Source organism: Neisseria weixii, assembly GCF_002327085.1.
Taxonomy (GTDB): Bacteria; Pseudomonadota; Gammaproteobacteria; order Burkholderiales; family Neisseriaceae; genus Neisseria; species Neisseria weixii.
This window is the reverse complement of record NZ_CP023429.1, coordinates 1,419,801-1,432,688: the sequence shown is the minus strand read 5'-3', so window position 1 is coordinate 1,432,688 and position 12,888 is coordinate 1,419,801. Positions and strand designations below refer to the sequence as shown.

At 48.4% G+C, this 12,888-nt stretch carries 5 protein-coding genes, 1 other RNA gene and 5 pseudogenes; 5 read left to right on the top strand and 6 right to left on the bottom strand.

What is annotated here, in order from left to right:
- Nucleotides 1-131: 131 nt before the first annotated feature.
- A pseudogene (gene nadE / locus CGZ65_RS07270) lies at nucleotides 132-922 on the bottom strand (NAD(+) synthase).
- 205 nt (nucleotides 923-1,127) lie between these two features.
- Here nadE and CGZ65_RS07265 point away from each other — a divergent pair.
- A pseudogene (locus tag CGZ65_RS07265) lies at nucleotides 1,128-2,670 on the top strand (OFA family MFS transporter).
- A gap of 352 nt (nucleotides 2,671-3,022) precedes the next feature.
- Here CGZ65_RS07265 and CGZ65_RS07260 read toward each other — a convergent pair.
- The 4 genes and pseudogenes from CGZ65_RS07260 to CGZ65_RS07245 form a co-directional block, all read right to left on the bottom strand.
- A pseudogene (locus CGZ65_RS07260) lies at nucleotides 3,023-4,027 on the bottom strand (IS5 family transposase).
- A gap of 154 nt (nucleotides 4,028-4,181) precedes the next feature.
- A pseudogene (locus tag CGZ65_RS07255) lies at nucleotides 4,182-5,059 on the bottom strand (ABC transporter permease subunit).
- Nucleotides 5,059-6,032, bottom strand: a pseudogene (locus tag CGZ65_RS07250) (ABC transporter permease subunit). Before CGZ65_RS07250 ends, CGZ65_RS07255 begins: the two co-directional pseudogenes overlap by 1 nt.
- 15 nt (nucleotides 6,033-6,047) lie before the next feature.
- A complete protein-coding gene (locus tag CGZ65_RS07245) occupies nucleotides 6,048-7,172 on the bottom strand; it encodes an ABC transporter ATP-binding protein (RefSeq protein WP_096296129.1) in 1,125 nt (374 codons plus the stop codon).
- A gap of 494 nt (nucleotides 7,173-7,666) precedes the next feature.
- Between CGZ65_RS07245 and CGZ65_RS07240 the strand changes: the two genes are divergently transcribed.
- Both CGZ65_RS07240 and radC read left to right on the top strand, forming a co-directional pair.
- Nucleotides 7,667-8,461 carry a peptidase gene (locus CGZ65_RS07240; RefSeq protein ID WP_096295372.1) on the top strand — a complete coding sequence of 265 codons (795 nt, stop codon included), beginning with the start codon at nucleotides 7,667-7,669 and terminating at the stop codon, nucleotides 8,459-8,461.
- A 159-nt stretch (nucleotides 8,462-8,620) separates the two neighbouring features.
- Complete coding sequence (gene radC / locus CGZ65_RS07235; RefSeq protein ID WP_096295371.1) at nucleotides 8,621-9,298, top strand: RadC family protein; 678 nt, start codon at nucleotides 8,621-8,623, stop codon at nucleotides 9,296-9,298.
- 55 nt (nucleotides 9,299-9,353) lie between these two features.
- Here the strand turns inward: radC and CGZ65_RS07230 are convergent, their stop codons facing one another.
- Nucleotides 9,354-9,857 carry a DUF1841 family protein gene (locus tag CGZ65_RS07230; protein ID WP_096295370.1) on the bottom strand — a complete coding sequence of 168 codons (504 nt, stop codon included), beginning with the start codon at nucleotides 9,855-9,857 and terminating at the stop codon, nucleotides 9,354-9,356.
- Nucleotides 9,858-10,142: 285 nt separating this feature from the next.
- On the opposite strand from CGZ65_RS07230, the gene ssrA reads away from it, so the two are divergent.
- Nucleotides 10,143-10,505, top strand: a transfer-messenger RNA (tmRNA) gene (ssrA, locus tag CGZ65_RS07225).
- 429 nt (nucleotides 10,506-10,934) lie between these two features.
- Nucleotides 10,935-12,650 (top strand): proline--tRNA ligase, encoded by a 1,716-nt coding sequence (locus CGZ65_RS07220; RefSeq protein WP_096295369.1) that lies wholly within the window; start codon nucleotides 10,935-10,937, stop codon nucleotides 12,648-12,650.
- Nucleotides 12,651-12,888 lie beyond the last annotated feature (238 nt).

The window sequence follows — 12,888 nt, the reverse complement described above, 5'->3', positions numbered from 1 at the left end:
TTGAGTGCAGTTCGAAGTTATAGCAGCACAGGAAGCGCAGGCATATCACGAAGATAGGCAAGCTTTCGAGCAGCGCATAACGAAGAAATGTGCCAAAGATGGGGATTTTGCAAAGGTCTCAGCCTTTGGGTTTATTTCATTAACTCAGGCGGAATATTGCACACCGGAATCGGGTTGATTTTGTGTTGCATGGCTTTGTGCAAGCGCGTGTAGATTTCCAAAACTTCGCGCTCGCGGCCACTGAAGTCTTCAGGCTTATGGGTATTGTAAACGCTCATCGCCCATTCAAGCTCGGGATAGCTCGCGCCCATTTGTTCTTCATCGGTGCGCTCGGTGTCCCACAAACCATCGGTCGGTACGGCTTGTTGAATGGTTTCGATGACATTCAGCTCTTTGGCCAACGCGTAAACTTGGGTTTTGGTTAAATCGGCAATCGGGCTGATGTCTACGCCGCCGTCGCCGTATTTGGTGAAAAAGCCCACGCCGAAATCTTCGATTTTGTTGCCGGTGCCGGTGACGAGCAGGCCGTGCAGTTGTCCGTAGTAATAAAGTGTGACCATGCGCAGTCGGGAGCGGGCGTTGGCCAGCGCAAGCTGTTTGTTAGGGAATGCGCTTTCATCGACTTCTACTGTTTCGGCAAAGGTGTTAAATGTGGGGTTAAGTCCACACTTATGGCGGTCACGTTGGTGTAGCGTTGTTGCAAATTATCCATGTGTTCGCGTACGCGGTTAACTTGGTCGGCTTTTTGGCGAATGGGCATTTCAATCAGCAACACGTTTAGGCCGGTTTCGGCGGCCAGCGTAGACACAACGGCAGAGTCAATGCCGCCGGATACGCCGACCACAAAGCCTTTGGCGCGTGCGCTTTCTGCATAGTTTTTCAACCAATCGACAATATGGCGGACAACAGCTTGGGTTTGCATAAATCAGCTCCTGATGGCGGGATATAAGATGATAATGCTATTTGAGGCCGTCTGAAAGTAAATCAGGCAATTTCTTGGGTTCTTTTGTTAAAAATAGTTATTTTGTGGCGTAGAGAAAAGGTTGAAAACTGATATAGTTGTCGACAATTTTTACCTTGTTTATAGGTAAAATCAATCAGTTAATCTATTGTTATTTGAGGTTGCCATGAAATCTCTAAGCCGTGAGGCTACCATAGCCAAGCCGGGTTTCAATCGATGGTTGGTGCCGCCTGCGGCATTGGCCGTGCATTTGGCCATCGGCCAGATTTATGCGTATTCTGTGTTTAATGCACCGCTGACTAAGGTAATCGGGATCACCGAATCGGCAGCAGGCGATTGGAAACTGACCACAGTCGGCTGGATTTTCAGTATTGCCTTAGCAGTATTGGGTGCATCAGCAGCGATGTGCGGTACATGGATGAAGTGTATCGACCCAGGAAAAGCGATGTTTGTGGCGGCCTGCTGTTTCAGCTTGGGCTTTTTGGTGTCGGCAATAGGTGTCAGCACCCACAATTTAGCCCTGCTGTATTTGGGCAACGGCGTAATTGGCGGTATTGGTTTGGGGCTGGGCTATATCGGACCGGTTTCAACCTTGATGAAATGGTTTCCCGATAAACCGGGCATGGCGACCGGATTGGCAATTATGGGCTTCGGTGACGGCGCTATGGTGGCACCGCCTTTGCCAGTATGGCTGATGGGTTTATTCAGCAGCAATGGTTCTGTGGGCGTGGCGCAAACTTTTGTGGCATTGGCGTTTATTTATTTTGCCTTGATGATGTTCGGTGCGTTCACTATCCGCGTACCGGCGGCGGATTGGAAGCCGGAAGGCTATGTCGCACCGAAAATCAAAAATAAGCTGGTCAGCAGCAATCATGTCAACGTTAACCAAGCAATGAAAACACCGCAATTTTGGCTGCTGTTTTGGGTGTTGTGCCTGAATATTACCGCCGGTATCGGTGTATTGGGGCAGGCGGCAGTGATGATTCAGGAATTGTTTTCAGAAGCATCGGTGGGTAAGCAGGCAGCAATTAGCGTGGGTGCCGCGGCAGGGTTTATGAGTTTGCTGAGCTTGTTCAATATGGGCGGGCGTTTTTTCTGGTCGAGCATTTCCGATAAAATCGGCCGCAAAAATGTTTATACCATTTTCTTTGTGCTGGGTTCGCTACTGTATTTTGCCGTGCCGTCGATTGGTGCCAGCGGCAATAAAGCCTTATTTATGATTTGCTTTTGCGTAATTTATGTCGATGTATGGCGGCGGTTTTGCGGCGATTCCGGCTTACTTGAAAGATTTATTCGGCACTTATCAAGTCGGTGCGATTCACGGGCGGATTTTGTTGGCTTGGTCAACCGCCGCCGTGATTGGCCCGGTGTTGGTCAACTATATTCGTCAAAGCCAAATCGACAATGGCATTCCGGCGGCGCAGGCGTATAGCGTGACCATGTATATTATGGCCGGTTTGCTGTTGGTGGGTTTGCTGTGCAATTTGTGCGTGAAAGTCGTGCATGAAAAGCATCATGAAACGGATATTCACAAAGCTGCTTCAAGCAGCAATCCGGATGACGAAACTGCGATTTCCGACGCCTATCTGCTTCAGGAAAGTATTAAGCGCGGTGGTTTTTCAGTATGGTGGCGCTGGGCATTGGTGGGAATTCCGTTGATTTACGGTATGGTGATGGTATTTGTGAAATCATTGGATTTGTTCCGCTAAATTGATGAAAGGCCGCCTGAAACGCTTCAGACGGCCTCTGTTTGTTTGGGAAATAAGCAATATATTCCTGAGACCTTTGTAAAACCCTAGATTTGAGTACAGTTCAAAGTTGTAGCAGCGCAGAAAGCGAAGACATATCATAAAGACAGGCAAGCTTTGGGGCAGCGCAAAAGAAAGAAATGTGTCAAAGATGGGTATTTTGCAAAGGTCTCGGCCGAGACCTTTGCAAAATACCGGCCACCCCATCCAAACGGTTACCTGAACAATCAGGTAACCGTTTTTTCATTTTCAGACGTGTTTCCCGTCCGTATTTCCCCCAATCAGCCCCTTTATCGGGTGCCTGTTGCCCTTTTCAGGCAGCAGCAGGCACACGAAGCCTGCCGGCTGCCTTTGGCAGGTTCAGGCACACCGCTTTCAAATGGCTTTGCGCCGGCACTTTCCGCAAACCGAAATAACGCGCTCTTTTACAGCCGGATTTCCGGTGTGGCGTACCGAAGGTTTGCCCGGCCGCACAGCGCACTTCCGACAGCTGCGTATTGCGCTGTTTCTCCTGCTCCGTTAAAGGTTTGCCCCGCTGTGCCTTACGCATCATGCCGCCGGACAGCCGTTTGCTTTGCAGATGCTCCCGGTTGGCTTTACTGTCATACCCCTTATCGGCACAGACGGTTGTTCCGGGTGCGGTGCCGTCCGGCAGCGGTTCGAAATGGTTGCACTCACGGGCGTCGGCCGGGGTGGTGTGCAGTTTCCCGATACAGCCTTCCGAACCGGTGCGGGTGTGTTGTTTGCAGCCCGAGGTGAATCTGCCCTCTTTCTTCACCCGGCGCGCATCCTTGTCTTTGCCGGGCAGGGTTTCGGCAGTGATGCCGTTTTCATCGGTTTCGACAGCCTGACGCTGTTTGCCGCCGGCAGTTTGGATGATGGCGGCATCAATCACTGCTGCCGGGGCTTTCTCTGTTTTTAAGCCTTTTATCGGTCAGCCGGCGGTTAACCGGTTCGGGAAGCCGGGCTAAGGTGTCATCCTGTGCCGGCCGGTTGCGGAAACGGCAGGGGTGCTGCGGCCGGGTAAGGCGGCTTCATCAAAGCCGCAGAAGAAGCAGAAATCCGGACGGGCGGCTGAACAGCGTTCCGATTCCGGATCGGAGAGGTTGTGCCATTGGCCGGGCAATACGGCTTTGAGCACGGGCGGCAGCGGATAGGCGGGGCGGCCGCGGTGGCCGCGGATGTAACGGGTCTTTTGCCGGTTGGGCAGTTGTCCGGCGGGCTGCCAATCGGGCAGCCGGTTAATTTTGAGCAACGGGCAGCTGCCGGTATGTTTACCCGTCATGATTCGGGCTTGTTGCTGGAAGAAGCTGCTCATAAAAAACTCCTCTGAATTCTTTAGGGGGAATTTAGGGGAGTTTTGGGTTTTTTGCAAAGGTCTCGGCCTTTGTTTGTTCAACAAATAAGCAATATATTCCTCATAAAAAGAGCCACTTTAAAAGTGGCTCTTTTCTTTGCTTTATGCGGTTGATTTATTGAATCGCTGCTTTTTCTTGGCGGTAAGCTTCGGCAGCTTCACGGTCACGCTTGGTGGCTTGGCGCATCATCCAATAGTTACCCAGAATCACCAGTGTGCCGATCACGGCGATAAAGATGGTTGCCAATACGTTCATCTGCGGATCCAAACCCAGTTTGATTTTAGAGAAAATCACTTGCGGCAAAGTCGAAGACCCCGGGCCTGACAAGAACGATGTAATCACCAAATCATCCAGCGACAAAGTAATCCCAACAGGAAGCCGGAAGCAATTGCAGGGGCAATCAGCGGCAGGGTAATCACGAAGAAGATTTTCAGCGGACGAGCACCTAAGTCCATGGCCGCTTCTTCCAACGATTGATCTAATTCAATCAAACGCGAGCGAATCACCACCGTAATATAGGCCATGCATAAAGTGGTGTGACCCAAGAAAATGGTAAAAAAACCGCGCTCGAAGTAAAGCGCTTGCAGCCATTCGCTGTTTTGCAGGAACATTTGCACCTGGATAATCAGCAGCAACATCGACAAACCGGTAATCACATCCGGCATCACCATCGGCGCGGAAACCATGCCCGCAAACAAGGTGTTGCCACGGAAACGCTTAATACGCGCCATCGCATAGCCGGCCAGCGTGCCGAGCACCACTGCGGCCAATGATGAAACCACGGCAATGCGCAGCGACAACCAAGCGGCTTCCAGAATGGTACTGTTTTGCATTAAGGCTGCGTACCATTTGGTGGAAAAACCGCCCCAAACCGTTACCAGCTTGGATTCATTGAATGAGTAAATCACCAGCACAAACAGTGGGATATACAAAAATGCCAATGAAATGAACAGCATCAACTTTAAGAACCAAGATAATTTTTGTTTATGCATTATTTCGATCCTTCTTCAATTTGACGGTTGTCGTAATGCTGATACAGCGCAATCGGAATCACCAGCAAAATCACCATCACCACGGCAACGGCAGAAGCCAGCGGCCAGTTGTTTTGGTCGAAGAATGCCTGCCACAATACTTTACCGATCATCAGGTTTTCCGAGCCGCCGACCAATTCCGGAATCACAAATTCACCGACCGCCGGTACAAATACCAGCATAGAGCCTGCGATAATGCCGGTTTTCGACAATGGCAGAGTAATGGTGAAAAAGGATTTAATCGGCCCGGCACCTAAGTCGGAAGCGGCTTCCAGCAAACGGCCATCGAGTTTCACCAATTGTGTGTACAAAGGCAGAATCATAAACGGCAGGTAAGCGTAAACCATCACCAGATTTAGGGAAAAGGCATTGTAGAACAAATCCAGCGGCTGGCTGATGATGCCGTTTTTCATCAAGAAGTTGTTGATAATGCCGTTGTGTCCCAATAAGCCCATCCATGCGTAAACGCGTAGCAGGAATGATGTCCAAAACGGCAACATAATCGCCAGCAGCAAGCCGTTGCGAATCGACGGATTGGCGCGGGAAATGGCATAGGCTGTAGGATAGCCGATGAGCAGACAGATAATTGTTGTTGTCAACGCGGTTTTAATCGAAGACCAATAAGTCAGCAGATAAATGTTTTCGCCATTGTTACTGAACGGATTGAGCAATTGACCAATGTCGCCCAGAAATTCTGGAAAATATCCGCATAGTTTTGGAAACTAAGCAGAATATTCAGACGGCGGAAATCTTCATCATAAGTAGTGAGTGGTGTGAACGGCGGAATGGCGATTTCCTGCTCGGCGAAGCTGATTTTCAGCACAATCACAAACGGAATCAGAAACAGCACCAGCAGCCACAGATACGGGATGCCGATCACCATGCGCTGCCCCGGTTTGCGGAACAGCTTTTTCTTTAATTGGATTAGATTCATCGCGGTATTCCTTGTTTATCGGAACAACGGCGTAGGTTGGTTTTCAGGCCAGCTTACGTAAACAGTTTCGTCCCAAGTCGGCGGTGTGATGTTACGCACGTACCAGTAAGGCGCAGGCACTTGGCTCTTAATCACACGGCCATTGGGCAATTGGATGTGGTAGATGGCAAAGCTGCCCAAGTAGGCGATTTCTTTTACTGTGCCTTGCGCCCAGTTGTAATTGCCTAAATGCTCTGGTTTGTCTTTGTACACATCGATGTCTTCCGGACGAATACTCACCCATAAATCTTGCTCGGCAGGGCCGCCCAGACCGTGGTCGATGCGCACATGATTATCCAAGCCTTCGCATTGGATAATCGCGTAATCGGCATGGTCTTCCACTACCACGCCTTCGAAAATATTGGTTTCGCCGATAAATTCAGCGGTAAAGCGGCTGTTTGGATAATCATACACATCGCTTGGCGTGCCGACCTGCTGTAATTGGCCGTCGGACATAATGGCCACGCGCGTGGCCATGGTCATGGCTTCTTCTTGGTCGTGCGTCACCATGATGCAGGTTACGCCCACTTGCTCCAGTGTGTTTACCAATTCCAATTGGGTTTGCTGGCGCAGTTTTTTATCGAGCGCGCCCAAAGGCTCGTCAAGCAACAGGATTTTCGGGCGCTTGGCCAAGCTGCGTGCCAAGGCGATACGCTGCTGCTGACCGCCGGACATCTGATGCGGTTTGCGTTTGGCAAATTTGGTCATTTGCACCAAGCGCAGCATTTCTTCTACGCGCGCATCAATTTCGCCTTTGGGCATTTTGTCTTGTTTCAGACCGAAAGCGATGTTTTGTTCAACCGTCATGTGGGGGAACAGGGCATAGCTTTGAAACATCATATTAATCGGGCGGTCATACGGCGCGAGCTTGGTAATATCTTGGTTATCCAGAATAATTTTGCCCTGGTTCGGGATTTCCATGCCCGCCAGCATACGCAGCAGCGTGGATTTGCCACTGCCCGAGCTGCCCAAAAGGGCGAAGATTTCGTGTTGATAGATATCCAAGTCGATGTTATCGACAGCGTAATTGTCACCAAACTTTTTCACCAAACCCTGGATTTGCAAATAAGGTTTGGCAGAAGACGCAGTGGTTGCGGTCATAATGGCAATACTCCAAAATTGAAACGAGTACCGGCAAAACGGATTTTCGATGGGTGATAAAAAGCTGTTTTGATTGCTGGAGGGCGTTTCATACGGCATAAAAAAAGGCCGTCTGAAAACGCTTGCAGAGCGCACGGGCAGCGGGAAAGGGGGGAACAACGTTCCCAAAATTAAATAAACTGGCTGATTTGCAGACTATTTAATTTTGAAGACGTGAAAAGACTTACTTCAAGTGAACTTAACATTATATTAGTCTAAGTGGGTTGGGGGCAATATTAAATTTTTGTTAACGGCTTATTTAAATAGATTCGCCGTGATTCAGCGGCAAAAAAGGGATAAGGTGGAAAGCCGATTGATTTAAGCCGATGATATTTTCAGACGGCCTGAAATGCCGTCTGAAAGCAAAATGGTCATATTATTAAGAGTATATTTGGCCTGAGTTTTTTGTTAAGATAAGCATGAGAAGATTATCATGGCAGTATGGAAGGGAAGAGATGGAACTCAAAAAAATAGTCAAAATCAGCAATATCATCGGCTTGATTTCGATATTGTTGTTGATGTATTGGGTGTTTTCATTTGTGTTGATTGAAGTGTTCGGGTTGAAAGTTTTCCGTGAACACATGACCGGTATGTTTGGCTTGAGCATTTTGGGTATTTTGGCTTTGATGGCCGGCGCATTGATGTTGAATATCATGGCTAACTTAACGCGCATTGCCGAGCGCGGGCAGCAAGCAACAGTTGTCGGCGGTAAGAAACTGATTCATGGCGTATTGCTGGTGTTTCCTTTGTTGGCAGCAATCTTATTCGGCGGCAATTATCTGACCATTCAGAAAAAGCAGCAGCTGTTAGAGCATTCTGCGCAAAGCTTGATTCAGGATAATCAGCAACAAGTGGCATGGCTTGCCGGCTATCGTTTTGCCCCCAAGCAATTTCAGACGGCCAAAGAGATTTTGATCTTACTGAACAAGCAAGGCCGCTCGTTTAATCAGGTTTCCTTGATTGTGCCCGATAAGATTAACGGTAAACCGGTATTACTGAATTTAAGCCTTGATAAAATGGCTTATTTAGGTGATAAAACTCAACCGGCCGGTAAAAGCGATTTTCTTTATGCCGCCGATTTAGCCGAGCGCGATTATTTAAATGCCGCTTTCCGGCAGCACGCCAATGCGTCGCGTTTTGATCATGCAAATGGCCATTATGTCTTGCTTTATCCTTATCAAAAAGACGGTAAAACCGTGGGTGTGCTGCGTTTGAGTGATTATCAGGCTTATGGCAAATTAGGCAGTTAAAATGTATCCATGCCGTCTGAAACCGATTTCAGACGGTATTGTTGTATACAGCAAACGTATTCGCCATGATTTCTATATTTTGAATAAAGAAAGATTGGATACTACCTTAAATTAATATAGTATAAAACTATAATAAAAGTAATTATTATAAAGGTTTGTATGAGTATTAAAGAATGGCCTGAAGGGGAACGGCCGCGTGAAAAATTATTGGCACGCGGGGCAGCAGCATTGAGTGACGCCGAATTGCTGGCGATTTTGCTTAGAGTAGGCACGCGCGGTATGAGCGCGGTGGATTTAGCGCGTTATCTGCTGCAACAATTCGGCAGCTTGGGCAAGCTGATGAGTGCAGAAGCGCGCGCATTATCTGCGCATAAAGGCATGGGCTTGGCCAGCTTTACCCAGTTTGCGGTAGTGAAAGAAATCGGGCGGCGGATTTTAAGCGAAGAGTTGCAGCAAAACATGACGCTGAGTAATCCGCAAGCCGCCGGCGATTATTTGAGGCTTAACTTAGGACACGAAAAAGTTGAAGTCAGTTTAGCCTTGCTGCTCAATCGTCAAAACCAACTGATTGCCGTGCGCGAATTGTCGCGCGGAACGGTGGCGGAAAACACGGTTTATATCCGTGAAATTGTCAAACTGGCGCTTGACGAATACGCCGACAGTCTGATTATCGCCCACAACCATCCGGGCGGACACGCGAGGCCGTCTGAAGCGGATATTCAGTTCACCAAAAGATTGGCGCAGGCGCTGAATTTGGTGGATATTTGGCTGCTGGATCATTTTGTAGTTACCGCGCGGGAAGCTTATTCTATGCGGCAGGCGGGGTTGATGGACTAACATCATCAAGGCCGTCTGAAAGCAAATCAAGTTTCAGACGGCCTCATCATTCCCATTACTCACGCTCGCTAAGTTTATCGGACAAACCCACTTCGTGCGGATTCAAACGTGCGTGTTCCTCCTGCCCCAATCCGGCCAATTTACGCAAACGCGTCATGTAAGCATTGACATCCAAACCGCGGCCATAGCGTTGCGCTTCCCACAAGGTTTCCGCCAGCGCGTCCATCATCTCATGCTCGGCACGAACCCAGTCATAATGATAACGCGCGCACAATTGCGCATGTATCACACGAATGCCCGGCGGCTGGTCGATGGCCGCTTGTTCCTGCAAAGACAAATGCAGCGACATGTGCAAAAAAGGATTGCTTTCCCCATCTTCCGGCAGCCAGTTTTTATCTAAATAATTGTCGATGTCTGCCAAGTAATGTTCATATTCCGGATGAGCTTCAATGATGCGCAAAGCCTTTTGCTGCAAACCATCCAGTTGCAGCGGTGTGAAGCGGTGTTGCCATACATGGGCAAAGAAACGGCGCACATCGTGGGTGTTGACATCATACATGTTGGGTATCCTGTTCAGACGGCCTTGTATATTTGCTTCAGATAGAAATAATATAGCGTTGCCTAGGTGTACACGGCAGCTGCTGTCGTTTGTCTGATTTCTATTTGAAACGAAATATCTATATCAATAGATATCAATGGGCCGTCTGAAAATTAAGTAGGTGTTGCGGAATAATCGAGAGAGTGTAGCCCTTTTTTATCCTGCTTGCCACAAACAATCGTTTCAGACTGCCTGATAAAGATTGGCAAAACCGCATACTCTGCGTATAATGAACCTTTCCTATCTGGGGGCGATCTTGGTTTCGACGGGGGTTGCGAAGCAGATGCGGGCATACCGGGGTCTCAGATTCCCGTAAAACACTGAATCTAAATAGTCGCAAACGACGAAACTTACGCTTTAGCCGCTTAAGGCTAGCCGTTGCAGCAGTTGGCCGATGGGCTGTGTAGGGTCAAACCTACGGCAACGTCATTTCACATTGGCTGGTTTTCCGTCGGGTTACTTGGCGGAAAATAAGATTTAAGGTAACTGGCTTCCCAAGAGCCTGTCTGTCGGCGCAAGGGAAGCAAGATTTCAAGTAGGCAAGACTAAGTATGTAGAACGCTTTGTAGAGGACTTTCGGACGGGGGTTCAATTCCCCCGCCTCCACCAGATTCTCTAAACGCCATGTTGCAAAACATGGCGTTTTTTATTTCATATTATCTCAGAAAAATCTTGACAAAAGCATAGGTATAATTCCGGTTTTGAAGCTATTTTTATGACGAAAGCTTATATTTCAAGACCGTGGAAATCTATACACAAACTTTGTGGATAACCTTGTGGGTAAACTTTGAATAAACAAAAAAAACGTTTTAGCGACAATCATGCTGTTAAGTTGCTTAAAATTTAATCAATTTAAATTCAATAAAATCAATATGTTATATATTTAATGGTATTTGGGACCCTGTGAAAATAAAATTTTTAAGTAAAACAAAGTGCTGCAAAGGTGTGCACAAATTTCCGTTGACAGGTGAAAAATTATTAAATTTCTGCCAATCGCGTTACAATAGCTGTTTATTTTGAACATTCGAACCAGACATCATGAAAGCCAGTCAATTTTTTATCTCTACTTTAAAAGAAGCGCCTGCGGAAGCTTCGCTTGCCAGCCATCAATTAATGCTGCGTGCCGGTTTGATCAAATCGGTGGCGTCGGGTTTGTACACGTGGATGCCTATGGGCTTGCGTGTGTTGCGCAAAGTGGAAAATGTGGTGCGTGAGGAAATGAATCGTGCGGGCAGCGTGGAATTGCTGATGCCGGTAGTGCAGCCTGCTGAATTGTGGCAGGAATCCGGCCGCTGGGAGTTTTACGGTAAAGAATTGCTGCGCTTGAAAGACCGTAAAGATGCCGATTTCTGCATGGGGCCGACTTGTGAGGAAGTGATTACAGATATTGTGCGCAAGGAAATCAGCAGCTACAAGCAATTGCCGAAGAATTTTTACCATATCCAAACTAAATTCCGTGATGAAATCCGCCCTCGTTTCGGCGTGATGCGTGCGCGTGAGTTTGTGATGAAAGATGCTTATTCGTTTCATGCGGATTTTGAATCTTTGCAGGCGACTTATCAGGATATGTATGACGCGTATTGCCGTATATTTAACCGTTTGGGCTTGGATTTCCGCCCGGTGGCGGCGGATACGGGCAGCATCGGCGGCACGGGTTCGCATGAATTCCAGGTGTTGGCCGATAGCGGTGAAGACGTAATTGCTTATAGCGATGCGTCTGATTACGCCGCCAATATCGAATTGGCACCGACGTTGCCTTTGAGCGGCGAGCGTGCGGCAGCGCAAGCAACATTAAATAAGGTTCATACGCCGAATGTGAAAACGATTGCGGCCTTGGTCGGATTTTTGGATATTCCGATTGAGCAAACGCTGAAATCGATTGTGGTTGAAGGTGAGGAAGAAGGCGAAATCGTGTTGCTGCTGTTACGTGGCGATCATGAGTTTAACGACATTAAAGCGGAAAAATTGGCCGGTGTGAAATCGCCTTTGAGTATGGCGGCTCCGGAAGCGATTTTGGCGCAATTTGGTGCCAATGGTGGTTCGCTGGGGCCGGTTGGCTTCAAGGGCAAGATTTATGCCGATTTCGCCACTGAAAAAGGCACAGATTGGGTAATTGGTGCCAATGAAGACGACTACCACTACACCGGCTTCAACTTTGGCCGCGATTCGGCAGAGCCTGAATTTGTCGATTTGCGCAATGTGGTAGAGGGGGATACCAGTCCGGACGGTCAAGGCCGTCTGAAACTGGCGCGCGGTATTGAAGTGGGTCATGTGTTCCAATTGCGCGATAAATATTCTAAAGCTTTGAATGCGTCTTTCTTGGATAATAATGGTAAGTCGCAGATCATGGAAATGGGTTGCTACGGCATTGGTGTGACTCGTGTGGTGGCGGCGGCGATTGAGCAAAATCACGATGATCGCGGCATCATTTGGACGCCGGCAATGGCGCCATTTGAAGTGGTGATTGTGCCGATGAACTACAAAAAATCTGAAGCGGTGCGTGAAGCGGCCGACCGTATCTATGCCGAACTGCAAGCCCAGGGGGTGGATGTGTTGCTAGACGATCGTGATGAGCGCGCGGGTGTATTGCTGAACGATTCCGAGTTGTTGGGTATCCCACACCGTATCGTGATTGGCGACCGTGGCCTGAAAGAAGGCAATGTAGAATATGCGCAACGCCGTGATGCCGAATCGCAAAGCGTTGCGGTTGATGATGTAGTGGCTCAAGTTGCGGCAGTGCTGAAAGCTCATTAAGGCAGTCATACTAAAAGATCGAGACCTTCGCAAAATTCCTATTGGGGTACATTGCTTCGTTATTCGCTATTCGAAAGTTTGCCGATCTCAATGATATGTCTGAGCTTTCTTTACGCTCTAACGTCGAGCTGTACTCAAATCCGGGATTTTACAAAGGTCAAAGCCGTCTGGAAAGGATAGTTTCAGACGGCCTTTTTTATAAACAAAAAACAGGGCAGAAAACACATTCTGCCCTGTT

Bases quoted from the DNA above. Each gene is read 5' to 3' on its own strand.
- CGZ65_RS07245 (WP_096296129.1), bottom strand. From the start codon at position 7,172: ATGACCGCAACCACTGCGTCTTCTGCCAAACCTTATTTGCAAATCCAG.
- CGZ65_RS07240 (WP_096295372.1), top strand. From the start codon at position 7,667: ATGGAACTCAAAAAAATAGTCAAAATCAGCAATATCATCGGCTTGATT.
- radC (WP_096295371.1), top strand. From the start codon at position 8,621: ATGAGTATTAAAGAATGGCCTGAAGGGGAACGGCCGCGTGAAAAATTA.
- CGZ65_RS07230 (WP_096295370.1), bottom strand. From the start codon at position 9,857: ATGTATGATGTCAACACCCACGATGTGCGCCGTTTCTTTGCCCATGTA.
- CGZ65_RS07220 (WP_096295369.1), top strand. From the start codon at position 10,935: ATGAAAGCCAGTCAATTTTTTATCTCTACTTTAAAAGAAGCGCCTGCG.